Source organism: Faecalibacterium sp. I3-3-89, from assembly GCF_023347275.1.
Classification (GTDB): domain Bacteria; phylum Bacillota; class Clostridia; order Oscillospirales; family Ruminococcaceae; genus Faecalibacterium; species Faecalibacterium butyricigenerans.
Genome location: NZ_CP094468.1, coordinates 2,656,739 through 2,679,708, shown reverse-complemented (window position 1 = coordinate 2,679,708; position 22,970 = coordinate 2,656,739). Strand labels below are relative to the sequence as shown.

At 63.9% G+C, this 22,970-nt stretch carries 22 protein-coding genes and 1 riboswitch; of the genes, 16 read left to right on the top strand and 6 right to left on the bottom strand.

The window, feature by feature from the left end; genetic code table 11:
• The first annotated feature begins 3 nt into the window (after nt 1-3).
• From MTP38_RS13010 to MTP38_RS12980, 7 genes are read left to right on the top strand one after another with little or no spacing between them, the layout of a single operon-like run.
• Nucleotides 4-1,032, top strand: a complete 1,029-nt coding sequence (locus tag MTP38_RS13010; protein WP_249233797.1) for an RnfABCDGE type electron transport complex subunit D — start codon at nt 4-6, stop codon at nt 1,030-1,032.
• Nucleotides 1,029-1,757 (top strand): Rnf-Nqr domain containing protein, encoded by a 729-nt coding sequence (locus MTP38_RS13005; RefSeq protein ID WP_249233796.1) that lies wholly within the window; start codon nt 1,029-1,031, stop codon nt 1,755-1,757. The genes MTP38_RS13010 and MTP38_RS13005 overlap by 4 nt, the downstream gene beginning before the upstream one ends.
• Nucleotides 1,747-2,361, top strand: coding sequence for an Rnf-Nqr domain containing protein (locus MTP38_RS13000; RefSeq protein ID WP_249233795.1), 615 nt, complete (start codon nt 1,747-1,749; stop codon nt 2,359-2,361). The genes MTP38_RS13005 and MTP38_RS13000 overlap by 11 nt, the downstream gene beginning before the upstream one ends.
• A 24-nt stretch (nt 2,362-2,385) precedes the next feature.
• A complete protein-coding gene (locus MTP38_RS12995) occupies nt 2,386-3,489 on the top strand; it encodes a putative glycoside hydrolase (RefSeq protein ID WP_249233794.1) in 1,104 nt (367 codons plus the stop codon).
• A 58-nt stretch (nt 3,490-3,547) separates the two neighbouring features.
• Nucleotides 3,548-4,840 (top strand): DUF1015 domain-containing protein, encoded by a 1,293-nt coding sequence (locus MTP38_RS12990; RefSeq protein WP_249233793.1) that lies wholly within the window; start codon nt 3,548-3,550, stop codon nt 4,838-4,840.
• A 12-nt stretch (nt 4,841-4,852) separates the two neighbouring features.
• A complete protein-coding gene (locus MTP38_RS12985) occupies nt 4,853-6,793 on the top strand; it encodes a DEAD/DEAH box helicase (protein WP_249233792.1) in 1,941 nt (646 codons plus the stop codon).
• Nucleotides 6,793-7,632: a putative RNA methyltransferase gene (locus MTP38_RS12980; protein ID WP_249233791.1), complete on the top strand. Its 840-nt coding sequence runs from the start codon at nt 6,793-6,795 to the stop codon at nt 7,630-7,632. Before MTP38_RS12985 ends, MTP38_RS12980 begins: the two co-directional genes overlap by 1 nt.
• Nucleotides 7,633-7,706: 74 nt before the next feature.
• Here MTP38_RS12980 and MTP38_RS12975 read toward each other — a convergent pair whose 3' ends face one another.
• Nucleotides 7,707-8,372 (bottom strand): ECF transporter S component, encoded by a 666-nt coding sequence (locus MTP38_RS12975; RefSeq protein WP_249233790.1) that lies wholly within the window; start codon nt 8,370-8,372, stop codon nt 7,707-7,709.
• 164 nt (nt 8,373-8,536) lie between these two features.
• Between MTP38_RS12975 and pdxR the strand changes: the two genes are divergently transcribed.
• The gene (gene pdxR / locus MTP38_RS12970) at nt 8,537-9,967 is read left to right on the top strand and encodes a MocR-like pyridoxine biosynthesis transcription factor PdxR (RefSeq protein ID WP_249233789.1); all 1,431 of its coding nucleotides are present in this window, start codon (nt 8,537-8,539) and stop codon (nt 9,965-9,967) included.
• On the opposite strand, the gene MTP38_RS12965 is transcribed toward pdxR, so the two are convergent.
• Entirely contained in the window at nt 9,874-10,785 is a 912-nt protein-coding gene (locus tag MTP38_RS12965; RefSeq protein ID WP_249233788.1) for a hypothetical protein, read from the bottom strand. The genes pdxR and MTP38_RS12965 overlap by 94 nt on opposite strands.
• Nucleotides 10,786-10,863: 78 nt before the next feature.
• Here MTP38_RS12965 and MTP38_RS12960 point away from each other — a divergent pair, with 78 nt between their 5' ends.
• Together MTP38_RS12960 and MTP38_RS12955 are read left to right on the top strand one after the other, a co-directional pair.
• Nucleotides 10,864-11,160 carry a hypothetical protein gene (locus MTP38_RS12960; RefSeq protein WP_249233787.1) on the top strand — a complete coding sequence of 99 codons (297 nt, stop codon included), beginning with the start codon at nt 10,864-10,866 and terminating at the stop codon, nt 11,158-11,160.
• Nucleotides 11,161-11,340: 180 nt separating this feature from the next.
• A riboswitch (glycine riboswitch) is annotated at nt 11,341-11,433 on the top strand.
• 115 nt (nt 11,434-11,548) lie between these two features.
• On the top strand, nt 11,549-13,066 hold the full coding sequence (locus MTP38_RS12955) for an alanine/glycine:cation symporter family protein (RefSeq protein WP_249233786.1): 1,518 nt from the start codon (nt 11,549-11,551) through the stop codon (nt 13,064-13,066).
• A gap of 49 nt (nt 13,067-13,115) precedes the next feature.
• Here the strand turns inward: MTP38_RS12955 and MTP38_RS12950 are convergent, their stop codons facing one another.
• Nucleotides 13,116-14,381, bottom strand: coding sequence for an NAD(P)/FAD-dependent oxidoreductase (locus MTP38_RS12950; protein ID WP_249233785.1), 1,266 nt, complete (start codon nt 14,379-14,381; stop codon nt 13,116-13,118).
• Between the two features lie 182 nt (nt 14,382-14,563).
• Between MTP38_RS12950 and MTP38_RS12945 the strand changes: the two genes are divergently transcribed.
• The 6 genes from MTP38_RS12945 (at nt 14,564) to dnaJ (ending at nt 20,752) form a co-directional block, all read left to right on the top strand.
• Nucleotides 14,564-15,106 (top strand): stage V sporulation T C-terminal domain-containing protein, encoded by a 543-nt coding sequence (locus MTP38_RS12945; protein WP_249233784.1) that lies wholly within the window; start codon nt 14,564-14,566, stop codon nt 15,104-15,106.
• A gap of 232 nt (nt 15,107-15,338) precedes the next feature.
• On the top strand, nt 15,339-15,476 hold the full coding sequence (locus tag MTP38_RS12940; protein ID WP_227621388.1) for a hypothetical protein: 138 nt from the start codon (nt 15,339-15,341) through the stop codon (nt 15,474-15,476).
• Nucleotides 15,477-15,774: 298 nt separating this feature from the next.
• Nucleotides 15,775-16,848, top strand: a complete 1,074-nt coding sequence (gene hrcA, locus MTP38_RS12935; protein ID WP_227621389.1) for a heat-inducible transcriptional repressor HrcA — start codon at nt 15,775-15,777, stop codon at nt 16,846-16,848.
• Complete coding sequence (locus MTP38_RS12930; protein WP_249233783.1) at nt 16,845-17,471, top strand: nucleotide exchange factor GrpE; 627 nt, start codon at nt 16,845-16,847, stop codon at nt 17,469-17,471. Before hrcA ends, MTP38_RS12930 begins: the two co-directional genes overlap by 4 nt.
• Nucleotides 17,472-17,565: 94 nt before the next feature.
• Nucleotides 17,566-19,395 (top strand): molecular chaperone DnaK, encoded by a 1,830-nt coding sequence (gene dnaK / locus MTP38_RS12925; RefSeq protein WP_227621391.1) that lies wholly within the window; start codon nt 17,566-17,568, stop codon nt 19,393-19,395.
• Between the two features lie 184 nt (nt 19,396-19,579).
• Nucleotides 19,580-20,752 (top strand): molecular chaperone DnaJ, encoded by a 1,173-nt coding sequence (dnaJ, locus tag MTP38_RS12920; protein WP_227621392.1) that lies wholly within the window; start codon nt 19,580-19,582, stop codon nt 20,750-20,752.
• A gap of 79 nt (nt 20,753-20,831) precedes the next feature.
• Here dnaJ and MTP38_RS12915 read toward each other — a convergent pair whose 3' ends face one another.
• The 3 genes from MTP38_RS12915 to MTP38_RS12905 all read right to left on the bottom strand — a co-directional run bounded on the left by MTP38_RS12915 (nt 20,832) and on the right by MTP38_RS12905 (nt 22,964).
• Entirely contained in the window at nt 20,832-21,158 is a 327-nt protein-coding gene (locus tag MTP38_RS12915; protein ID WP_227621393.1) for a hypothetical protein, read from the bottom strand.
• Nucleotides 21,159-21,253: 95 nt separating this feature from the next.
• Entirely contained in the window at nt 21,254-21,586 is a 333-nt protein-coding gene (locus MTP38_RS12910; protein ID WP_227621394.1) for a hypothetical protein, read from the bottom strand.
• 199 nt (nt 21,587-21,785) lie between these two features.
• On the bottom strand, nt 21,786-22,964 hold the full coding sequence (locus MTP38_RS12905; RefSeq protein WP_227621395.1) for a DHHW family protein: 1,179 nt from the start codon (nt 22,962-22,964) through the stop codon (nt 21,786-21,788).
• Nucleotides 22,965-22,970: the final 6 nt, after the last annotated feature.

The following is a 22,970-nucleotide window of genomic DNA, read 5'->3' as shown; positions in this document are numbered from 1 at the left end:
CCCATGGATGAAGCATTGATCCGGAAGCAGGAAGAAGAGCTGCAGCACACCGGCAGATACTACAAGCACATCTGCTTTCTCTGCGTGCCGCTGCTCTGCGTCTCCTGCTACCTTTACGGCCTGCGCCCGCTGCTGCTCTGCGGCTTTGCGCTGCTGATGGGCAACCTGTGCGACCGGCTCATCTCGCTGCTGCGCCGCCGCGTCTACCAGCCCGGGGACTATTCCAACGAGAGCTTTGCCCTCGTCATCGCCCTGCTGATGCCCGCGACGGTGGACTGGTATGTCCTCGCCGCTGCCATCGTGGCCGGTGTCCTCATCGGCAAAGAGGTCTTCGGCGGCTATGGCAGCTACCCCTTTAACCCGGCTGCCGTGGGCTATGCGGTGGCGGCGGTGTCGTGGCCGGAGCAGGTGTTCCGCTATCCGACCCCTTACACCAGCATCCCCCTGTGGGACGCCTCCGGCGTGGCTACGGCCAGCACCATCTCGGATACCCTGCGCAGCGGCGGCCTCATCAACCTGAGCGGTCTGTCGCTGGCGCTGGGCGAGTATGCCGCCCCGATGGGCGCAGGCTCGGCCCTCGTGCTGGCGGCCTGCGGGCTTTTCCTCTGGGTGCAGAAGGACATCAAGCTGAGCGCTGCCCTGAGCTTTCTCGTCACGGCGGGCGTCATCGTCTTCCTCTTCCCGCGTCAGCTGGGCCTGACCGAGGATGCGTCCTTTGCCGTCAGCGCCATGTTCCGTCTGCGCTGCGTGCGCGACGAACTGCTGACGGGCGCGATGATCTTCAGCGCCGTCTTCCTGCTCAACGAGCCGTATACCTGCGCCCACCACCGGCTGGGCCGCATCCTCTACGGCATCATGGTGGGTGCCTTCACGATGGGCTTCCGCTACTTCGGCGTCTATGAGACGGGCGTCTGCTTCGCGCTGCTGGCGGTCAACAGCATCTCCGGCTGGCTCGACCGCACCGAAGTCCATCTCTACGAGCTGCTCCACAGCAGCTGGAAAAAGCAGACCGGAAAGGGGGATGCCGTATGAAGCGGAGAAGTGCAGAACTCATCGCCCGCGACCCGGAGCGATTCTTCCACCATGACCGCGTCTTCCTGAACAATCCCGTGGTCATGCAGGGTATGGGCCTTGCGCCGCTGGTGGTCCTTGCCACCAACGGCCAGAACGCTCTGATGCTGGCGGCGGCGGTGGCGCTGCTGCTGACGCCCTCCCGTCTGCTGGCCTGTCTGCTGAGCCGCCTGTTCCCCCTGCGGGAGGAGCATCCGTCCAAAGCAGAACTGGAAAAGAAGCTGCTGCCCCGCAGCATCCTCTATTCGGGCAGCGCGGCGGTGGTCTATCTGGCAGCCTACCCCATCCTGAACCGCCTGTTCGGGGTGAGCCTGCTGGTGCTGGGCATCTACCTGCCCATGCTGGTGGTGGAGCCGCTGCTGACCTACCGCTTTGGCCGGGTGCAGGAGTCGCCCCGCAAGGCCCTCTCCAAGGGCGTGCGCATCACGGTGGGCTACAGCCTGCTGCTCCTGCTGCTGGGCTGCGTGCGGGAGTGGCTGAGCGCCGGTACGGTGTTCGGCCATCTGCTCAGCCGCCCCATCCTGCCGATGGCGGGGATGCCGGCAGGCGGCTTCATCGTGCTGGGCGTGCTGTGCGCTGTTTGGCGCACGCTGGCCAAGAAGCAGAAAGATTATCTGACATCGGAGGCCCGGGGCCTCATGGCAGTCTACCGCCAGAGAGAGGGGGAGCCTCAGGATGAGCAATGATGTGATGCAGGCCGTCGGCGTCTTTTTCAGCTACGCCGTGCTGGCCATCTTTGCGCAGAATGCGGTGTTCACCCGCGGTCTGGGCGTCTCCCGGCTGGTCCAGCTGGTGGGCGACGAGCGCACCAGCAGCGGGTGGTTCGCCCTGCTGCTCTGCGTGACGCAGGTGCTGGTGGCTCCGCTGGCTTTCTATGCAGGCGGTTTCGCGGCCGCCCAGCCCAACTTCGCCCAGCTCCGCCCGCTGGTCTATCTGGCCTGCGTGGCGGTGGTGAGCCTGTTTGAATTCCTTGTGCTCTGGGCAGCGCGGGGCAGACACCACGGCGGCCAGCTGCTCCGCATCCTGCCTGCTGCCGCAGTCAACAGCGGTGTGCTGGGCACGGTGCTGGTGGAGCGTACCCAGAGCTTTACGCTGGAGCAGAGCATGGGCTTCGGCCTTGGCAGCGGCCTCGGCTATCTGCTGGCCGTCATGCTGGTGACGGAGGCCGACCACCGTCTGCGCAGCGAGGCCATCCCGGAGGCGTTCCGGGGCCTGCCCATCACGCTGGTCTATGTCGGCGTGCTGGCGCTGGCTATCTATGGTTTTACGGGCCACTCGGTGATCCTGTAAGGAGTGCAGGAGAAAGGGACGAACATGGCAAAGTATAAAAAGGTCAAGCGGTATCACCGCAGTTTTTACAGCCCCGGTATGTGGGTCAAGAAGGTCGTCGGCATCGTGGTGCTGGTGGCCGTGGTGCTGGTGGTGGGCTGGCTGGCTGCGCCCCATGTGCTGGACTGGGCCACCCACACCTGGTATACCGTGGTGCGCAACCGCGACCTCTCGGCCTCGTCCGGGCCGGCAGCGTCCAGCGTGGCCGCTTCGTCCGAGGCGGCGGCAGAGCCTGCGGCCTCCTCGGAGGTGCAGCCTGCTTCGTCGGAACCCGCCGCCGCGCCCGCCAATGCCATCATTGAGGGCAGCTGGGGCGTTCTGGACACCGCTGCGGCCCGGGATGAAGCTTCGCTGCGGGCTGCGGCGCAGGAGCTGGCCCGGCAGGGTGCGGCGTATGCCGTCGTGACCCTGAAGGACAGCAGCGGGCAGATCCTGTACCCCTCCGCCCTCCCCGCTGCGGCGGGCAGCATCGAGGGCGCATCCCTCGACCCGTCCCTCATCGCCTCGGTGCTGAAGGAGAACGGCCTTGTGCCGGTGGCCAAGCTGGCTGCCTTCCGCGACCCCGCCGCCGCCCGCGCCAACCGCGGCATGGCCATCGGCTACACCGGGCAGGAATACCTCTGGCTGGACAATAAGGCCTCGGCCGGCGGCAACCCATGGCTGAACCCCTATTCCGACGAGGCTGTGCAGTTCATCGGCGACCTCATCGGCGAGGTGCAGAGCATGGGCTTCGACCATGTCCTGCTGGAAAATGTCCAGTTCCCGCTGGCCCAGAACGGCAAGCAGGACTTCGGCTCCACCGACGGACGCGACCGCAGCGCCCAGTTGGCGGCGGACATCGCCCTGTGGGACGCCCGCTTCAGCGGCAGCGTTACCCTGTGGTACGGCTACTCGCTGGCGCAGGTGACGGACGGTGCTGCCACCGTGGGCGGCAAGGCCGATGCACTGGGCGTTAAGAATCTCGTCGTCGAGGTGCCCGCCAAGCAGACGATGGACGAAGCCGCCCGCAATGCGCTGAGCGACGCTCTGGCAGCCTCCGGCGTGGAGCACACCGTGTTCTGGGACGACGCTGCGGGGCTGTTCCGGTAAGAAGATCACGCGGCCTGTTTCGCTGCCGGTGATCGTATAGAGAGTGAGGAATGTAACCATGAAACCTGCATCCTGCTTTGGCCCGGCCCACATCCTTCTGCCCAGAGAGGACATCCCTCTGGAAAAGTGGGGCTGTGTGGCCTGTGACCAGTTTACCAGCGACCGTGCCTACTGGGAGCGGGCAGACGCTGCTGTGGGCAGCTGCCCCAGCACCCTGCGCCTCATCCTGCCGGAGGTCTACCTCGGGGACAAGGACGCGGCCCAGCGGGTGGAGCGCATCCACGCCGCGATGGACGCCTACAGCCGGGATGTGCTGACCCGCGCCGTGGACGGCTTCGTCTACGTCGAACGCACCGAGCAGAGCGGACGGGTGCGGCAGGGCCTTGTGGGTAAGATCGACCTTGAGGCCTACAGCTACGAGAAGGGCAGCCGCCCGGCCATCCGGCCCAGCGAGCGCACCGTCACCGAGCGCATCCCGCCTCGTATGACCGTGCGCCGGGGGGCGGCGCTGGAGACGCCCCATGTCATGATGCTGGCCGACGACCCCGGCTGCACCCTCATCGAGCCGATCGGCGCGCACAAGAGCGGGCTGAAAAAGCTGTATGAGGGTGAGCTGATGCAGGGCGGCGGCCACATCGCCGGATGGGCCGTGGAAGACCCCGCCCTGCTGGCCCAGATCGAGGCCGCACTGGCCGGACTGGGCAGTCAGGAAGCCTTCGACGCCAAGTATCCGCAGGCCAAGGGCGCAGCGCCCCTGACACTGGCCGTGGGCGACGGCAACCATTCGCTGGCTGCGGCCAAGGCCTGCTGGGAGGAACTGAAGCCCACCCTGACGCCGGAAGAGCGGGAGAACCACCCCGCCCGCTGGTGTCTGGCCGAGGTGTGCAACGTCCATTCGCCCGCCATCGAGATCGAACCCATCCACCGCGTCCTCTTCAACGTGGACTGCGGCGCGGTGCTGCTGGCCCTCATCGCGTGGAGCGACGCCAACATGGCTGGGATCTGCTTCGGCGACTCGAAGCAGCAGGCGTTCACGCTGGCAGGCCCCCATGTGTCCAATGTCCTCAGCTTTGAGGACCCCGTCGCCCCGCTGACCGTGGGCACGGTGGATGAATTTATCGAATATTTTATGGCCCGCCACAGCGAGGCCCGGGTGGACTATGTCCACGACGAGCCGGCTGTCCGCGCCCTGACCAAGCAGGGCGGCGTGGCTTTCCTGCTGCCGCCCTTCGAGAAGAGCGACCTGTTCAAGGGCATCGTGATGGGCGGCGTGCTGCCCCGCAAGACCTTCAGCATGGGCCATGCGGAGGAGAAGCGGTATTACATCGAGTGCCGCAGGATCAAAGAATGACCAAGGAGTACCATGACTTTTAATGAACTGAATCTGTCCGCCCCCCTGCTCAAAGCTGTAAGCGAGGCGGGCTATGAGACCCCCTCGCCCATTCAGGCCTCGGCCATCCCGCCGGTGCTGGAAGGGCGGGACCTGATGGGCTGCGCCCAGACCGGCACTGGCAAGACCGCTGCCTTTGCGCTGCCCATGCTCGACCGCCTGAGCGGGGCAGCTCCCCGCAAAAAGGGCGCGATCCGCGCCCTCATCCTCACCCCGACCCGGGAGCTTGCGCTTCAGATCGGCGAGAGCTTCGCCGCCTATGGAAAGTATCTCAAGCTGCGCAGCACCGTCATTTTCGGCGGCGTGGGCCAGACCCCGCAGGTGGAAGCCATCAAGAAGGGCGTAGACATCCTCATCGCCTGCCCGGGTCGGCTGAACGACCTCATCGGGCAGGGCTATATCGACCTTGCCGACATCGAGATCTTCGTGCTGGATGAGGCCGACCGGATGCTGGACATGGGCTTTGTGCACGACGTGAAGAAGGTCATCGCAAAGCTGCCCGCAAAGCGCCAGAACCTGATGTTCAGCGCCACGATGCCCAAAGAGATCGAGCAGCTGGCCGCAGGCATCCTCCACGACCCCGCCTTCGTCAAGGTGGATCCCGTGTCCAGCACAGTGGAGCGGATCGACCAGAGCCTGTATTTCGTCGAGAAGGGCAACAAGAAGCTCCTGCTCCCTTGGCTCATCAAGAATCTGGAGCCGCCGGTGCAGAACGCGCTGGTGTTCAGCCGCACCAAGCACGGCGCAGATAAGATCGCCCGCGACCTCACCAAGCAGGGCATCACCGCCGCCGCCATCCACGGCAACAAGAGCCAGAGCGCCCGTGTGGCCGCGCTGGAGGGCTTCAAGGAGGGCAAGACCAAGGTGCTGGTGGCCACGGACATTGCCGCCCGGGGCATCGACATCAGCGAGCTTTCTCATGTGTTCAACTACGACCTGCCCGAGGTGCCGGAGACCTACGTCCACCGCATCGGCCGCACCGCCCGCGCAGGCGCAGACGGCACGGCTGTGAGCTTCTGTGCCCCCGAGGAGATGGAGTATCTGGCCGGGATCGAGAAGCTCAACCGCCGGAAGATCCCGGTGGTGTCCGGCCATCCGTGGGACGGCGTGCCCGCCCCCGTAAAAGCCGCCCCGCCGGTGCGGGGCCGCAAGCCCAAGGCCGACCAGCCTGCCCCGGAGCAGGCCGAGGCCCCCAAGGCGGCAGCCGCCGCCAAGCCCGCTGCACCTGAAAAAAAGGGCGCGGCCAAGCTTTCTGCGGCAAAAAAGCAGAAAGCTCCCAAAATCGAAGCAAAAGAGGAACAGCTCATGGATGAGAACAACAAGCGCACTCCCGGCGGACGCGACAACAACCGCCGTAACAATAACAACCGGCCCCGCCGCGAGGGCAACGCCCCTGCACAGGGCACAGGCCGCGGCAGCAACGCCCAGCCGAAATTCGACCCCCACTTTGTGAGCGCTCCGGAGGCGACCCCCCTCCGCTCCGCCAAAAAGAACGCCGCCGCGCCCGCTGCCCCGGCCCAGAGCATCCCCACCGCGATGCAGAGCCGCCAGCCCGCCCCGCGCGGCGAGAACAATGGCCGCAATGGCGCAGGCCGCAGCCCCCGCAATGAGCGGAACGCCCGCCCGGCCCAGCCTGCCCAGCAGAACAATGCCCGCAGCGAGGGCCGGAACAGCCGCCGCAATGACCGCAGCGAGCAGGGCAGCGCAGGCCGTGCGCCCCGCGCCCCCAGAGCCGAGCAGCCCGGCCGGAACAACGGCCGCAGCCGCAGCAACGCGCCGGGAAAAGACGAAGACCCGGGCCTTATGCTCATCAGCCGCCGCCCGCCGCAGCAGAAGTTCACCAGCTTTGAGGAGTATATGAACGCCCACGGCGGCGCGACGGCCCCCATCGAGGACCACAGCGAGGAAGTGTGATGGCAGAGGGATTCGCTCCGTGGTGCTGCCCGCTGTGCGGCGCACCGCTTGCCGGGGAGAATGCGCTGAAATGCCCCTCCGGCCACAGCTTCGACCGGGCAAAAGAGGGCTACTGGCATCTGCTTCCGGTGCAGAACACCCGCACGAAAGCCCCCGGCGACAGCAAAGAGATGGTAGCCGCCCGCCGCGCGTTCCTGAGCGCGGGCTACTATGGCATCTTCGGGCAGGCGCTGGGGGAGCTGTGCCTTATGTATGGCCAGCCCGCCGCAAACGGGCCGCTCCGCCTGCTGGACGCGGGCTGCGGCGAGGGCTGGTATGACCGCTGCATCGCCCGGCAGTTCGGGGAGGCAGGCCGTCCGCTGGAGCTGGCAGGCTTCGACATCGCAAAGCCTGCAGTGCGTCTGGCCGCAAAGGCCCTGCCCTCGGCCCGGTACGCCGTGGCGTCCAGCTTCCATCAGCCGGTGCGCACGGGATGGGCCGATGTTCTGCTCAACTGCTTTTCGCCCTTCGCGCAGGAGGAGTTCCTCCGGGTGCTGCGCCCGGGCGGGCGGCTCATCTATGCCGTGCCCGGCCCGGAGCACCTCTTCCAGATGAAGGCCGTCCTCTACGAAAAGCCCTACAAAAATCCGGTGCAGGAAGTGGAATATCCGGGCTTTGAGGCCGTCGGGGAGCGGGAAGTGTCCGGCCGCATCACGGTGCCGGCCGGGCAGCTGGAAGCCCTCTTCGCCATGACGCCCTACTACTGGAAAACGCCCCGGGACGGTGCAGCCCGCCTCGCGGCGCTGCCGGAGCTGACCACCGACATCTCGTTCCGGTTCCTCGTATTTGAAAAGAAATAAACGAAAAAGGCATCTGTCCGCAGGGGCAGATGCCTTTTTCGCTTTATGAGTACATCAGACAGGGATGGAGTTGGTTACTTGTTTTCCGCCTTCTTCTCAGCCTTGGGCAGAAGGTTCGCACGCTCCAGCGCCGGGCGCAGGGCCAGATAGAGGAGAACGACGCAGACGGTGGAGGCCACGCTGTTGACAAAGGTGACGCCGCCGGTGATCTTGGTCAGGGCCTTGGCGATGGTGTAATCCTGACCGAAGATATATACATTGCGGAAGTAGCCGAGGAACGGGTCGGTAAAGACGTTCAGCAGCAGGCCGGAGGCAGCGGCGGCGGTCACTTTGACGAGATAGCCGGGGGTGTGCTTATCCAGCTCGCGGAGCTTGAAGACCTTGTGGGCCACTGCGCCGCAGGTGATGCCGATGAGGAACTTCAGGATGAAGGTGGTGACGGCATAGCCCGGGTCGCCGGCGAGGATGTCGGCCAGAGCCAGACCGATGGCACCGGCCAGACCGCCGGATACGCCGTCCAGCAGCAGGGCGGTCAGGGCCGTGAAGGTATTGCCCAGATGGAACGAGGAGCCGCCGTAGAAGGGCACCCGGAAGAATAAGTAGGCCACGAGGCTCAGAGCGGCCATGACGCCGGTGAGCGCCAGCTCGTGGACGGTGAAGGTGCGCTTGTAGAGCACACTTGCAAAGACGATCACGATGACAACGACTGCCAGAAGCAGCCACATTGCGGTGGTAGACATGATTTTTCCCTCCCATTTTACGAAAAACCCACAAAACCGATTGACTTTTTTGGTTCTTGCGGGTATGCTCCTATTATACGCAAAACTGGCCCCGTGCAAATACCCAGAACAAAGATTTTTTATGGGGTCAGTTTGGCACACTGGCTGAAAAGGAGGGGCTTTTTATGGTCCATTTGACGACAGCGCTGGACGCGGCATCCGATGTGCCGCTTTATGAGCAGCTCTACCGCAGCCTCGCCGCCGAGATGCGGACGGGAGCTGTCCCGGCGGGGACGCGGATGCCCGGCAAGCGGCGTCTGGCGGCAGAGCTTTCCGTCTCGGTGAACACGGTGGACGCGGCCTATCAGATGCTGGCAGCGGAGGGCTATCTGGAGGCGCGGGAGCGGAGCGGCTTTTATGTACAGGAGTATCTGGCTCTGCCCGAGAGCGCCGCGCCCGCCGCGCCGCCGAAGGCTGAGGCTGTACCGAAACAGCGGCCCATCCGCTATGACCTCTCCACCCGGGGCGTGGACCCGGGGCTGTTCCCCTTCCGGACGTGGGCGCGGCTGCAAAAGGAGCTGCTGTATTCGTCGCCCGAGCTGCTGACCCACGGCGATGCGCAGGGTGACCTTGCGCTGCGGCAGGCGCTGGCGGGCTACCTCGAAGAGTACCGGGGCGTCCGGTGCGGTGCGCACCAGATCGTCGTGGGAGCGGGCCTTGAGTACCTGCTGGGGCTGCTGGCCCCGCTTCTGCCCGGGCCGGCGGCGGTGGAGAATCCCGGCTACCCCCGCGCAAAGCAGGTGCTGGAAAACAACGGCGTGGCCTGCTGCTGCCTGCCGGTGGACGAGGATGGACTTTCCATCCGGGCGCTGTCGGACTCCGGCGCGGCGGTCTGCTACGTCACCCCCAGCCATCAGTTCCCCACAGGCGTCACCATGCCGGCCGGACGCAGGGCCGAGCTGCTCCACTGGGCTGCCCGCTGCCCGGGCCGGCGGTATATCATCGAGGACGACTACGACTCCGAGTTCCGCTTCGACACCCGCCCGCTGCCCAGCCTGCAGGGGATGGCCGGGGCCGACGGGCCGGTGGTCTACCTCTCCACCTGCTCCCGCAGCCTCGCGCCCAGTATCCGCATCGCCTACATGGTGCTGCCCGAGCAGCTTCTGCCCGCGTGGCACGCGAAGTATCGGCTCTACTCCGGCACCGTGAGCCGCTTCGAGCAGCAGACGCTGGCCCGCTTCATCACCGGAGGCTACTTCACCCGCCACTTGGCCCGGGAGCGGGTGGCCTATAAGGCCCGGCGGGACGCCCTGACGGCGGCGCTGCAGGAGGCCTTCGCGCCCGAGGAGCTGCATCTGATGGGGCTGCACACCGGCCTGCATCTGCTGGCCGAGCTGCGGGACCCGCCCCCGGATGACGCCCTCCGGGCCGCTGCCGAGGCCGAGGGCGTCCGGCTCAGCCTCCTGAGCGATTACGACCTCACCGGCGGCGGAGCCGCTCCGGTCGGCACGCTGGTGCTGGGCTATGGCTCGCTGGCGGACGAGAGCTGCCCGTCGGTGGGAGAGACGTTGAAGAGGGCCTGCACGGCGGCGCGGGAGTCCTCGGTAAGGGTGTAACGCCCGGCGTCGGCATCCCAATCCCCGGGCAGCGCCCCCGCATGGACGGAGGCTGTGCGGTCGGCGAGAAATTCCAGCGTATCCTCTAAGATGAGCAGGTCCTGCGCCGTCAGGTCGGTGAGCAGGCTCGGGCTGTAGGTGCGCAGGGCGTCGGGCAGGGTGGCGGGCAGAAGCTCCAGCTCCTGCCGGAAGAAGGCGTCCCACACCGCCGCCCGGGCGGCTGCTTTGTGGGCCGGAGGGACGACGCCCTCCATCCCGCTGAGCAGCGCTTCCGCCTCCCGGGCCGAGAGGGCCTGCACATTGGCGCTGTAGCCGGTGCGGGCCAGCTCGTCGGCGGTCAGCGCGCCCGAAAAGCCCACCCGGAGCGCCCCGTACCGGTCAGCGATGGCCTGTAAGACCGAGGGCGCAAGGGCGAGGTAGTGGGTGTCCTCAGGCAGGGCGAGGGCAGAGAGCAGTGCTTCCCGGCAGCGGGCCGGGCCTGCCGCCCGGTAGCAGTCGGCGAGGGCGGCTTCGTCCGTCCCAAAGGGGACGGTCAGCTCCCCGGGCAGGGCCAGCGCATGGATGCAGTTCTGGCTGGCGCTGAGGTAGAGCAGCAGGAAGCCGGGGGCTGTCGTCTCGGTGGGGGCGGTGCAGACCAGCAGGCTCAGGCGGTTTTCCTCCTTGGGCTGTCGGATGGCCACGCCGCTCTGAGGGCGGGAGGCCAGCTTTGTCCGCAGAGTGCGGCGGGTGAGCAGGACGGTGCCGCCCACCAGAGGTACCAGCACCAGCAGCCCTGCCAGCAGCGCGGCCCAGAAGGGCCTCCAACCTTTTGCGTTCATTCCTCTGCCTCCCTGCAAAAAACTGCATAAAGCATGGCCGGGTGGGGGAAGCTTTATGCAGAAAAGGAGGGAAATGCTATGAAATTCGATGATACCCCCAGCAAGGAAGAGCGGGAGGACTTCTGGCTCGACCTCGGCCCCGCCAGTGCCTACGAGGGGCTGGACTGCTGCGAGACCTCCCGCCGTGACGGCGACGTCAGCCCGGACGGCCTTGCCCACGGCTTTGAGGGCGCGGAAGGCCCGGAAGACCTCGTGCCCCCGCCCGATGACGACCCGGACGGTGAGCCGGTGCCCCACCTGCCGCCCCAGCTGAAGGCTGAGGAGTGGCTGGACGCGATGGGCAGCCCCGACGATGTGCCGCCCATCGACCGATAAAGACAAGAGAAAGTCATACCAAAATAAAATTCACCTTTCGGAATAAAAGATGAAACCGGAGCGTAAAATGCGGTGAAAGGCTTGCCAAGAAGCCGAAAATATGATAAAGTTTTTCTAATGTGCACAGCTGTGCATAAAGGGAGAACGAAATCACAAGATGTGCCGCCCGGTGCGCCGGGTGTGCCGCACTCTGGAGAAGCCCGCAGAAAGCGGGTGCCGAAGGTGTAAGGCCGAATGGGCCGATCTCTCAGGCAGAAGGACAGAGCAAACGTCTTTTGTGCAGGAAGCATATCCTGCGCGGAGTCATACGCTGCGTTTTTTGCGGGCAGAGCCTTTGGAAAAGAGGTTCTGCCCGCATTTTGTTTGGGATATTTGGAGGAGGATTCCTATGGTAGACATCGTCACGCGGATCAACAACGTGGTCAACGGCTTCGTCTGGGGGCCGTTCGGTTTGGCGCTGCTGTTCTGCACCGGCCTATGGCTCAGCATCCGCACCGGTTTTTTCCAGTTCCGGAGGATGGGCTACTGGCTCCGGCACACCATCGGCGCCATCTTTACCAATAAGGACGTCACCGCCCATACCAGCAAGGAGGACATGGCCATCAGCCAGTTCCAGAGCATGTGCACGGCGCTGGCGGGCACCATCGGCACAGGCAACATCGTGGGCGTGGCCACGGCCATCGTCTCGGGAGGCCCGGGGGCCATCTTCTGGATGTGGGTCATGGCGCTGCTGGGCATGATGACCAGCTTCGCCGAGAACGTGCTGGGCGTCTACTACCGCCGCAGGAACGAGAAGGGCGAGTGGTCCGGCGGCGCGATGTATTACTTAACGGACGGTCTGGGCGCAAAGCCCGGCTGTAAGACGGTGGGCAGGGTGCTGGCCGCCCTGTTCGCCTGCTTCTGCATCCTTGCGTCCTTCGGCATCGGCAACATGAGCCAGATCAATTCCATCGCGGGCAACATGAACGCCGCGTTCCATCTGCCCTACCTTGCCACCGGCCTTGCGCTGATGGTGGTCACGGCCCTCATCGTCATCGGCGGACTCAAGCGGGTGGCCGCTGTCACCGAGAAGCTGGTGCCCCTGATGGCCCTGTTCTACATCGCGGGCGCGCTCATCATCGTGGTCATGCACGCAGGCAATATCCCGGCGGCGCTGGCGGCGATCCTCCGGGGCGCATTCAATCTGAACGCCGCAGGCGGCGGCGCGCTGGGCTACGGCATCAGCCAGACCATCACATGGGGCTTCAAGCGGGGCGCGTTCTCCAACGAAGCCGGACTCGGCTCTGCGGTCATGGTCAACTCGGCCTCCAACGTCAAAGAACCGGTGCATCAGGGAATGTGGGGCGTGTTCGAGGTTTTTGCCGATACCATCGTGGTCTGCACCCTGACGGCCCTCGTCATCCTGACCACCGGCGTGGTAGACCTCGAGAGCGGCGCTGTCCTTGCGGGAGTGCAGGACAATGCACTGGTGGGGCAGGCCTTCACGGCGGCGTTCGGCAGCTTCGGCCCCAAGTTCATCGCGGTGTCCATCCTGCTGTTTGCCTACTCCACCACCCTCGGCTGGAGTCATTACGGCACCAAGGCCGTCGAGTACCTCTTCGGCACGGCAGGCAGCCGCATCTATAAGGTCGTCTTCGTGGGTATGACCGTCGTGGGCGCGACCATGAAGCTGGGCCTTGCGTGGGACCTCTCCGACACCTTCAACGGCCTGATGATGATCCCGAACCTCATCGGCGTGCTGGCGCTGTCCGGCACTGTGGTGGACATCACCAAGAACTACTTCGCCCGCCGCGTCCGGGGCGAGGACATCGAGCCGATGTGGTCGGCCTTTGCGGAGTATCAGAAGGAAGAAGAGGCGGAAGCTGCCGCCGAGGCCGCAGAGCTGGAGAAAGCGGCGAACGAATAACGCAGAAAACAAGACCCCGGAGAAATGCCCTCCGGGGTCTTGTGCTGCTTCAGGTCTTTTTCTTTTTCCGGGGGGCAGGGGCGGGGCGGCGCTTCGCCGCCGACCGGCCGGCGAGGATGCCGCTGCCGAAGGCCCAGTGGAGGTTGTAGCCGCCGCAGCTGCCCGCGCAGTCCAGCGTCTCGCCCACGAAGTAAAGGCCCGGACAGCCCTTGAACTGGAAGTCGTCCTCCACCTCGTCCAGCAGCAGTCCGCCGCCGGTCGTCTGGGCCTGCTTCCAGCCGCAGGGGGTCAGCCCCTCGAACCGCCAGCACTTGGCCGCGGCGGCGAGCTTCGGCCACGCCGAAGCGGGCAGGGCGCGGGCGTCTTCGGGCAGCCCGGCGTCGGCCCAGAGGGCGCGGCCCAGCTTTGCGGGCAGAAGCCCCAGCCAGAACTCCGCAGCGCCGCCCAGAAGCCCGGCCCGCCGGGCGAAGAGGGCGGACAGCTCCGCTTCGCTCAGGGCGGGGAAGAGGTCGAGGGCTACGACGGGCTGCTTCGGGCCGCGGCCCGGGGCCAGCAGGCCCGACAGCTGCATGATGCAGATGCCGGAGAGTCCGTAATCGGTGAACTGCACCTCGCCCATTTCCCGGGCAAGCACCCGGCCATCGGTGCCGTCCAACAGGCTGGCGCAGCCCTTGGCCCGGATGCCGGCCAGCGACTTACGGGGGTGGGCGCACTGTAAGGCCGTCAGGCAGGGGTAGAGGGGGGCCATCCGCCCGCCGCACTGGGCGGCGAACCGGGTGCCGAAGCCGTCGGTGCCAAACTGCGGCCCGGCTTCGCCGCCCATGGCGCAGATGACGGCATCGGCCCGCAGACTTTCGCGGCCCGCTTCGGTCTCGAACTGGAGGTCGTAGCCGCCCCGGCTCTGGCTCAGGCTCCGGACGGTGCAGCCGGTGCGAAGCTCGACGCCAAGCGCGGCCAGATGGTGTTCCAGCAGGGCCAGCACGTCTGCCGCCTGATTGGAGTAGGGGTACACCCGCCCGGCCTCGTCGGTGCGGGGGTAGAGGCCGAGGCCCTCGAACCACGCCAGCGGCGCGGCCTCGTTCACGGCGTCCAGCAGGCGGCGCAGGGCCTTGGGGCTGCTGGTGAAATACCGCTCGGGCGAGATGTCCCGGTTGTCGAGGTTGCAGCGCCCGTTGCCGGTGGCCAGAAGCTTTTTGCCCACCTTTGCGTTTCTGTCCAGTACGGTGATGCGGGCGCTGCCCTTGGCGGTCTGCGCTGCCGCCAGCGCAGCGGCCAGACCCGCTGCGCCGCCGCCTAAAACAAGGATATGCTGCATCCTCTGTCCATCCTTTCCAAGAAGCTGTGTTCAGAAGCAAACCAGCTTCTGAGATGAGTTCATTGTATCATAGCCGCTCCGGTTTGGCAAACAGAGGGCGGGCAGGTGTATATTTCCCTCTCGTTTCCACATAATAACTGTACCGCATCCGAAAGCAAAGAATGGGAAGGAAGGTACACCAGATGAAAGCAACCGGAATCGTCCGCCGCATCGATGAGCTGGGCCGGGTGGTCATCCCGAAGGAGATCCGCCGCACCCAGCGCATCCGCCGCGGCGACCCCCTCGAGATCTTCACCACCGGCGAGGGCGAGGTCATCTTCAAGAAGTATTCCCCGGTGGGGGAGCTGCACGGGGTGGCGGTGCAGTATGTGGAGGTGCTGAGCCGAAGCTTTGCCCTTACGGCCTTCATGGCCGACCGCGACCGCATCCTCGCCGCCGCAGGGGCAGGCCGGCGCGACCTTGCCGACCGTAGTGTCAGCCAGCCGCTGGAACGGGTGATGGAGTCCCGCAAGCCCTATCTCAGCGAGGGCGACCCGGAGCACGTCCTGCTGCCCTGTGAGGGCTCGCTGCGGCCTCTGCTCTGCGCGTGGCCCATCATCGCAGCGGGGGATGTCACCGGGGTCGTCGGGCTGCTGGCCGAGGATCGCGCCCAGCAGCCTGACCCCGCCCAGCAGAAGGCCGTGGCCGTGGCGGCGGCGTTTCTGGCAAAGCAGATGGAGGAATGAGGCTATAAAAGCATAAAAAGCGCGTGAAACCTTGTGCTCACGCGCTTTTTATGGTATCCTTTGGATGCTGCCTCTGGCAGCGAGGCGCTGTCTGCAAATGCAGGTGGTCAAGCTTCCTTACCCTGACGATTTGTTTTACTCTTTGGAGCGAAGCAGGCGTCCGGGAATGGACCTTTTTTGTTAGCAAAAAACCTTTCCCGGAGCCGTCTGTCGGTGAAGGGAGGGATGTGTCATGTCTCTGACAGAAACCTTTGCGCTGCTGGCGGTCATCATCAGCTTGCTGGTGCTGCTCGTCGATGCCGTCCACGTGACTTTCGAGATCACTTGGAAGATTTCTCATGAGGACAGAGAACATAACAAAAAAGATTGACCGCCTAAGTTCCCACACTCTGTCAGTCAATCTTTTTTGACATACGGGTAAGGAGCTGGCCATGTTGCAGACAGCGCCTTTTCTATAAATAAGTATAGCCGCCCTGCCGGGCGTTGTCAAGCGGGAAGCTCTCTTTATACCGGAAAGGGGGCCTCCCGCTGGTTTTATGACAGAATTATGAATCTTTATAAACTTTTTCGAGAAGCTATTGACAGGGAAAAAATTTTGGCTATAATGGTCTTAGCACTCAGGAAGATGGAGTGCTAAAGAAACAAAAGCCAAGAAGGAGGCAGGCGCTATGACGATGGATGCACGCAAGCAGCGAGTCTTGCAGGCGATCGTGGCGCTGTATGGCCTCGAGGGCGAGCCTGTGGGCAGCAGTGTGCTGGCAAACTATTTTGATATGGCCGTGTCCAGCGCCACGCTGCGCAACGAAATGGCGGCGCTGACCAAGCTGGGTCTGCTGGAACAGCCCCACACCAGCGCGGGCCGTGTCCCCAGTGCCAAGGGCTACCGTTATTATCTCGACAATCTGCTGACCGACGACCAGCCGCTGGACCGCGTGACCCGCGCCCGGGTGGAGGCCGTCTTCGCCAGCCTTGACCATGAGCCGGAAAAGCTGGCACAGGGTGCCGCCAAGGCGCTGGCCGCCATCAGCGGCTGCACCGCCGCGGTCAGCACCCCCTGCGCCGAAGACCTCTGCGTCGCCCACTACGAAGTCGTTCAGGTGGGCCGCAGCGCGGCGGCTGTGCTGGCCGTCACGACGGCAGGCTACGTCCGCACCCGTGTGGCGCGGGTCCGCACCGGGCTTTCCCGGGAGAATGCCGCTGCGCTGGCCGCGCTGCTCAACCGCAACCTGACCTTCGTTGCGCCGGTGGATCTTTCGAGCCGGCTGCTCGCCGAGCTGTGCAGCCAGATCGACCCGGAGCTTGTGCCGGTCATCAGCGCCGCAGCCGCGATTTTGCAGGACTCCGCACAGCCCCATGTATTCTTGGGCGGTGAGCAGCACCTGCTGGACTGGCCTCAGCTGGAGGGCAGGGTGGGCGACATCCTCACCTTGCTGAACGACGAGGAGCAGGCCGCCCACATCATCGCACCCCCGGCAGAGCGCAGTGAGAGCGTGCTGCTGGGCGAGGATCTGGAGCCTCAGATCCCCGGCCTGTGCATCGTCAGCGACCGCTACCTTGTGGGCGGCGGGCTGTGGGGCACGGTGGCCCTCATCGGGCCGACCCGGATGCCCTTCCAGAAGCTGATGCCGCTGCTCCACCTCTTCGCCGATGAGCTTGGCGAGGGTATGAGCGGCAAACGAAAAGACACCCCGCAGATGGCCGCACCCCGGCGGACTGTGATATATAAGGAGGATCTGGAATGAGCGAAGAGACGAAGAAGACGGCAGAAGCTCCCGAGCAGGAAGCGAAGGAGACCGAAGCCGCACCTCAGGAAGCGCCCGAGACCGCCGCAGCCCCCGAGCAGGAGGCCGAGGCAGAACCGGCAGACGCCAAGAAGAAAGATGGCTGGTTCAACAAGAAGGCCCGCGAGATGGACGCCGTGAAGGCGAAGCTCGATACGGCCGAGAAGAATGCCGCACAGGCAAAAGACCAGCTGCTGCGGATGGCAGCGGAGTACGAGAACTACCGCAAGCGCTCCACCCGCGAGGCTGACCAGAAGTTCAACGATGGTGTGTCCTTTGCCGTGAATCAGATCATCCCCATCCTTGACACGCTGGAGATGGCGGCCAACGCTCCCACCACCGACGAGAATTACAAGAAGGGCGTCATCATGACGCTGGATAAGGCTGCCAAGGCGCTGGATGCCCTCCATGTGGAGGAGATCGAAGCGCTGGGCAAGCCCTTCGACCCCAACATCATGAACGCCGTCCAGCAGATCCCCGCCCCGGACGGGCAGGAGAGCGGCACCGTCATCACGGTGTACCAGAAGGGCTACAAGCTGGGCGACAAGATCGTCCGCCACGCGACCGTCGTGGTGGCCGAGTGACATCGCAAAGACCCGCAAGGGTTTTGAAGATAAGACATCCGCTTCACACATCGAGCATGAGATAAACAAGTTCTTTTGAGAGGAGACTTCATTTATGAGCAAAATCATTGGTATTGACCTTGGTACTACGAATAGCTGCGTGGCTGTCATGGAGGGCGGCGAGCCTGTTGTCATCGCAAACTCTGAGGGCGCACGCACCACCCCGTCTGTTGTTGGCTTCACCAAGACCGGCGACCGTCTGGTCGGTCAGGTCGCAAAGCGTCAGGCCATCACCAACCCCGAGAACACCGTGTCCTCCATCAAGCGTCAGATGGGCACCGACCACAAGGTGACCCTGAACGGCAAGGAGTACACCCCCCAGCAGATCAGCGCGATGATCCTGCAGAAGCTGAAGGCTGACGCCGAGGCTTATCTGGGCGAGCCTGTCACCGAGGCCGTCATCACCGTTCCTGCCTACTTCAACGACAGCCAGCGTCAGGCCACCAAGGACGCAGGCACTATCGCCGGCCTGAACGTCAAGCGTATCATCAACGAGCCGACCGCCGCTTCTCTGGCCTACGGCATCGATAAGGAAGATGACCAGAAGATCATGGTCTACGATCTGGGCGGCGGCACCTTCGATGTCTCCATCATCGAGATGGGCGACGGCGTCACCGAAGTTCTGGCCACCAACGGCGACACCCATCTGGGCGGCGACGACTTCGACCAGCGCATCATCGACTGGATGGCAGACGCCTTCCAGACCGAGAACGGCATCGACCTGCGCAAGGATAAGATGGCCGCTCAGCGCCTGAAGGAGGCTGCCGAGAAGGCAAAGATCGAGCTGTCCAGCGCAATGAGCACCCAGATCAACCTGCCCTTCATCACCGCCGACGCTACCGGCCCCAAGCACCTCGACATGACCCTGACCCGCGCAAAGTTCAACGAGCTGACGGCGGATCTGGTCGATCGCACCATGACCCCTGTCCGCAAGGCTCTGCAGGATGCAGGCCTGCGCGCATCGGATCTGAAGAAGGTCCTGATGGTCGGCGGCTCCACCCGTATCCCCGCCGTCTACGATGCAGTCAAGAAAGAGCTGAACTGCGAGCCGTTCAAGGGCATCAACCCCGATGAGTGCGTGGCTGTCGGTGCTGCCATTCAGGGCGGCGTCCTGCAGGGCGACGTCAAGGGTCTGCTGCTGCTGGATGTCACTCCTCTGAGCCTCGGCATCGAGACTCTGGGCGGCGTCTGCACCAAGATCATCGAGCGCAACACCACCATCCCCACCCACAAGAGCCAGGTCTTCTCGACTGCTGCGGACAACCAGCCCTCGGTTGAGATCAACGTCCTGCAGGGCGAGCGTGAGTTCGCACGGGACAACAAGAGCCTCGGCGTCTTCCATCTGGACGGCATCGCTCCGGCTCCCCGCGGCGTGCCTCAGATCGAAGTCACCTTCGATATTGATGCAAACGGCATCGTGAAGGTCAGCGCAAAGGATCTGGGCACCGGCAAGGAGCAGAACATCACCATCACTGCTTCGACCAATATGTCCAAGGACGACATCGACAAGGCTGTGAAGGAAGCAGAGCAGTTTGCTGCCGACGATAAGAAGAAGCGCGAGGAAGTGGACATCCGCAACGGCGCCGACCAGATGGTCTTCCAGACGGAGAAGATGCTGAAGGAGAACGGCGACAAGATGCCCGCCGACGTCAAGAGCGAGGCTGAGGCAAAGCTGGCCGAGCTGAAGACCGCTGTCCAGTCCGGTTCCATCGACGACATCAAGGCAAAGCAGGACGCTCTGAGCCATGTTTTTGAGAAGATGTATCAGGCTGCCGCTGCTGCCCAGCAGGCCGCAGGCGCACAGCCCGGCCCCGACGCTGGCGCAAACGACCAGCAGAAGCCGAACGATGACGGCGTTGTGGACGCAGACTTCAAGGAAGTCTGATCTGAGACACAGCAGTGTGTGCCCGGCCAAACCGGCGGACGCACGCGTAGAATAGCAAAAGCCGCTCCGGTTTTGCCGGGGCGGCTCTTGCTGGTTATAGAGGACCTCTCAGTCTCGCTGCACGGGAAACAGCAGCGCGCTGCTGGAACAGGGAGGTTGCTGCTACATGAGAGGTGATTGGATTATGGCACAGGAGAAACGCGATTACTACGAAGTGCTGGGTGTATCCAAGACGGCCACCGATGCGGAGATCAAGAAGGCTTACCGCAAGCTGGCCATGAAGTACCACCCGGACTACAACCCCGGCGACAAGGAAGCCGAGGAAAAGTTCAAGGAGATCAACGAGGCGAACGAGGTGCTCTCCGATGAGAAGAAGCGCCAGCTCTACGACCAGTACGGCTTTGCCGGGGTCGACCCCAACTATGCGGCCCAGAACGGCGGCGGCCCGGGCGGCTTCGGCGGCGGTTTCGGCGGCGACGGTGTGGACTTGGGCGACATCTTCGGCGACATCTTTGGCGGCGGTTTCGGCGGCTTTGGCGGCTCGGCCCGCTCTGCGAACCCCAACGCCCCCCGCAAGGGTCAGGACATCCGGGTGCGCATCACCCTGAGCTTTGACGAGGCGGTGCATGGCTGCAAGAAGAACATCACCATCACCCGTCAGCAGGAGTGCACCGAGTGCCACGGCAGCGGCTGCGCTGCCGGCAGCAGCCCTGAGACCTGCCCCGACTGCGGCGGCAGAGGCTTCGTCATCCGTCAGCAGCGCACGCCCTTCGGTGTCATGCAGACCCAGCAGCCCTGCTCCCGCTGCGGCGGCAAGGGCAAGCTGGTCAAGAACCCCTGCAAGAGCTGCCACGGCAGCGGCAAGACCGCAGCAAAGAAGACGCTGGAGGTGTCCATCCCCATGGGCATCGACGACGATCAGAGCTTTGCACTGCGGGGCATGGGCGACGCCGGTGCCAACGGCGGCCCCGCCGGTGACGTCATCGTGATGGTCACGGTCCGTCCCAGCGAGGTGTTCCAGCGCGACGGCTACGACGTCTACGTCATCGTCCCCATCACCTACAGTCAAGCGGTTCTGGGCGACAGCATCACCGTGCCCTCGATCGACGGCAAGGTGGAGGTCACTGTGCCCGAGGGTACCCAGAGCGGCACCACCTTCCGCCTGCGGGGCAAGGGCATCCAGTACCTGAATGGCCGGGGCCGGGGCGATATGTACGTCAGGTGCGAGGTCGAGATCCCCAAGAAGCTCAGCAAGACCCAGCGCGACGCTCTGAAGAAGTTCGAGGGCACTCTGAAAGAAGAGAACTACGAAAAGCGCAAGGGCTTCTTCAAGAAGCTGAAGGATATGTTCCAGTAAAACGTAAAAAAGAGGGCGGGTGCCCTTCCCCATCGGGAAGAGCACCCGCCTTTGTTGTTCTTTGGAGTCTCCTGACTTATCAGCTGAAGATGACAAGTGCGTTGATCAAGAGGCCGACGCCCGTGAAGCAGCTGGACACCGTCCAGAAGGTGCAGCCGAGGCCGTAGAATGCATTGGCGACGCTCTTATCCATATAACGGGTCAGAGCATCCGGGCCAGTGCTGGTCCAGTCCTTCGGATGAGACTTCCGGTAGTCGCGCACACCGGCGACACCGGCGAACCATCCGTAGAACGGGATAAAAACAGCTGCTGCTGCCTGAACGATGTTGGCACCACCAGAGGTATAGGTCATTTCCTCTTCGTTCATAACGCAATAGGAAGCGGGAAGCATCATGATGTTTTCCATAGTAGCACTCCTTTACGAACAATATCCCAAAACGATGCACGGTGCATCGTTTTTTCAAGAGAGAGGCGAAGCTTACGGAACGCCGCGGGGGAAGCTTACAGGATGAGCAGGATGGCGCTCAGGGGGGCAAGAGCGATGACCGTACCGGCGGCCACCGTGTCACGCAGGAAGTTGGAGGGGGACTTGGACATATCCTCACTGAGGGCGTCGGACGCACGGCCCAGCACGGTGAAGAGGTTGCCCTTGCGGTTGCTGGAAACACTGAGCCAATCCTTGGCCTGCGAGATGCCCCAGACATAGCTGGAAGCCAGAACAGCGACGCCCACGACGGTGACGACACCGCCCACAGCGCTGCCGCCGGAGGTGTAGGTCATCTCATCTTCGGAAAGGGCGGTATAACCAGCGGGAAGCTCCATATATTTCTTCATAGGTGAAACACTCCTTTTGTATCAGCAGGCGGTACACCGCCTGAATTTCCCTCAGACAGAACCATGTTCTCTGTCAGCATCATTCTACTACAAGGCCGTGTTTTGTGCAAGTGTTTTGGCTAGAAACGACAAAAACCCGGGAAAATGCATGAAAAACAACCTTGAAGTTTGTGGAAAAGCACTGCAATAATTTCCAGCATCAGCCTGCGGCACCAGCCCGGTAGAGGTAGGGGTCGCTCTTGAAGCTGTCGAAGCTGTAGAGCACGAGGATCTGGTCATAGCCGTTGTCCGCGATGAGCTGGTCGAGGCCGTAGTTGTAGTTGCGGAAGTCCACCACGTCGATGTCGGCATAGTTGGCCGTCAGGTAGGGCACGAAGCAGTTGGCGTAGCTGTCCTTGATGACCAAAATTCGACCGCGCCCGGTGCCGTCGCCCTTGATGCGGCTCAGGCCGTTGTTGCCGTGGAGGAACATGGCGTACTTGTCGTAGACGGAAAGCTTGTCCGTGTCGTAGAGGCCGGTGGTCTCGCCCTCGGCGGGCTGGCCCGGGGCGGTGACGGTGTAGATGGTCAGGGCGTTGGGCAGGTCGTAGTAGGTGATGGTGTCCGGCTCGGCGTCGGGCGTCCGGGCCTTGGAGTAGTGGGTGCCGTAGAAGCCCTCTGCCGTCCGGGCTGTATGGGCCGAGGGGTCAAAGGGCGTAAGGCCCAGTGCGGTGCAGAGCTGCTGGTAGGCATAGTATGCGCCGGTGCTCGTCCAGTGATGGTCGGTGCGGTAGTAGATATATTCGCCCTTGTGGTCGGCGAGGGTCTGCCGCACGTCCACAAACCGGCCTCCGGCGGTCTGCACGGCCTCTGAGAGGGCGTCGAGATAACGGTCCTCGTCCAGCAGGGGAGCGCCTGCGGGGACGTTCTCAGGGTAGACAGCGGACGCCGCAGGCACCAGCATCACATTGACGAGGCCCGGGTACCGCTGGCAGAGGGCTTCAAGGGCGGCTGTATTCTTGGGCAGGGTGCGCGTCTCGCTGGAGACCAGACCGTAGGTGCGGGGGAACATCATATGCTCTTTGCCCAGCAGGATGCCGCCGCTCTGCTCCTTCTGCATCACCTTGGTCTCTACGGTGCTCTGGAGGGCGACCCAGTTGTCGCGGCCCGCCACCTGATCCTTGACGTACTTGGTGTAGGCCGTGAAGAACTTGTTCAGGCCGTCTGCCGAGAAGCTGGACAGGCTGGGCCGCTGGGAGAGGGTGGTGTTTTCCAGCTCACTATAGGCCCTGTCCGGGGTGACGAGGTCGAGGGCGAACAGCCCCACGAAAAACAGGCTGAATGCGAGCAGCACCGGGTAACGGAAGATGGAAGCAGAGCGCTTCGAATGTTTCGCCATCGTTTG

Bases quoted from the DNA above. Each gene is read 5' to 3' on its own strand.
- MTP38_RS13010 (WP_249233797.1), top strand. From the start codon at position 4: ATGGATGAAGCATTGATCCGGAAGCAGGAAGAAGAGCTGCAGCACACC.
- MTP38_RS13005 (WP_249233796.1), top strand. From the start codon at position 1,029: ATGAAGCGGAGAAGTGCAGAACTCATCGCCCGCGACCCGGAGCGATTC.
- MTP38_RS13000 (WP_249233795.1), top strand. From the start codon at position 1,747: ATGAGCAATGATGTGATGCAGGCCGTCGGCGTCTTTTTCAGCTACGCC.
- MTP38_RS12995 (WP_249233794.1), top strand. From the start codon at position 2,386: ATGGCAAAGTATAAAAAGGTCAAGCGGTATCACCGCAGTTTTTACAGC.
- MTP38_RS12990 (WP_249233793.1), top strand. From the start codon at position 3,548: ATGAAACCTGCATCCTGCTTTGGCCCGGCCCACATCCTTCTGCCCAGA.
- MTP38_RS12985 (WP_249233792.1), top strand. From the start codon at position 4,853: ATGACTTTTAATGAACTGAATCTGTCCGCCCCCCTGCTCAAAGCTGTA.
- MTP38_RS12980 (WP_249233791.1), top strand. From the start codon at position 6,793: ATGGCAGAGGGATTCGCTCCGTGGTGCTGCCCGCTGTGCGGCGCACCG.
- MTP38_RS12975 (WP_249233790.1), bottom strand. From the start codon at position 8,372: ATGTCTACCACCGCAATGTGGCTGCTTCTGGCAGTCGTTGTCATCGTG.
- pdxR (WP_249233789.1), top strand. From the start codon at position 8,537: ATGGTCCATTTGACGACAGCGCTGGACGCGGCATCCGATGTGCCGCTT.
- MTP38_RS12965 (WP_249233788.1), bottom strand. From the start codon at position 10,785: ATGAACGCAAAAGGTTGGAGGCCCTTCTGGGCCGCGCTGCTGGCAGGG.
- MTP38_RS12960 (WP_249233787.1), top strand. From the start codon at position 10,864: ATGAAATTCGATGATACCCCCAGCAAGGAAGAGCGGGAGGACTTCTGG.
- MTP38_RS12955 (WP_249233786.1), top strand. From the start codon at position 11,549: ATGGTAGACATCGTCACGCGGATCAACAACGTGGTCAACGGCTTCGTC.
- MTP38_RS12950 (WP_249233785.1), bottom strand. From the start codon at position 14,381: ATGCAGCATATCCTTGTTTTAGGCGGCGGCGCAGCGGGTCTGGCCGCT.
- MTP38_RS12945 (WP_249233784.1), top strand. From the start codon at position 14,564: ATGAAAGCAACCGGAATCGTCCGCCGCATCGATGAGCTGGGCCGGGTG.
- MTP38_RS12940 (WP_227621388.1), top strand. From the start codon at position 15,339: ATGTCTCTGACAGAAACCTTTGCGCTGCTGGCGGTCATCATCAGCTTG.
- hrcA (WP_227621389.1), top strand. From the start codon at position 15,775: ATGACGATGGATGCACGCAAGCAGCGAGTCTTGCAGGCGATCGTGGCG.
- MTP38_RS12930 (WP_249233783.1), top strand. From the start codon at position 16,845: ATGAGCGAAGAGACGAAGAAGACGGCAGAAGCTCCCGAGCAGGAAGCG.
- dnaK (WP_227621391.1), top strand. From the start codon at position 17,566: ATGAGCAAAATCATTGGTATTGACCTTGGTACTACGAATAGCTGCGTG.
- dnaJ (WP_227621392.1), top strand. From the start codon at position 19,580: ATGGCACAGGAGAAACGCGATTACTACGAAGTGCTGGGTGTATCCAAG.
- MTP38_RS12915 (WP_227621393.1), bottom strand. From the start codon at position 21,158: ATGGAAAACATCATGATGCTTCCCGCTTCCTATTGCGTTATGAACGAA.
- MTP38_RS12910 (WP_227621394.1), bottom strand. From the start codon at position 21,586: ATGAAGAAATATATGGAGCTTCCCGCTGGTTATACCGCCCTTTCCGAA.
- MTP38_RS12905 (WP_227621395.1), bottom strand. From the start codon at position 22,964: ATGGCGAAACATTCGAAGCGCTCTGCTTCCATCTTCCGTTACCCGGTG.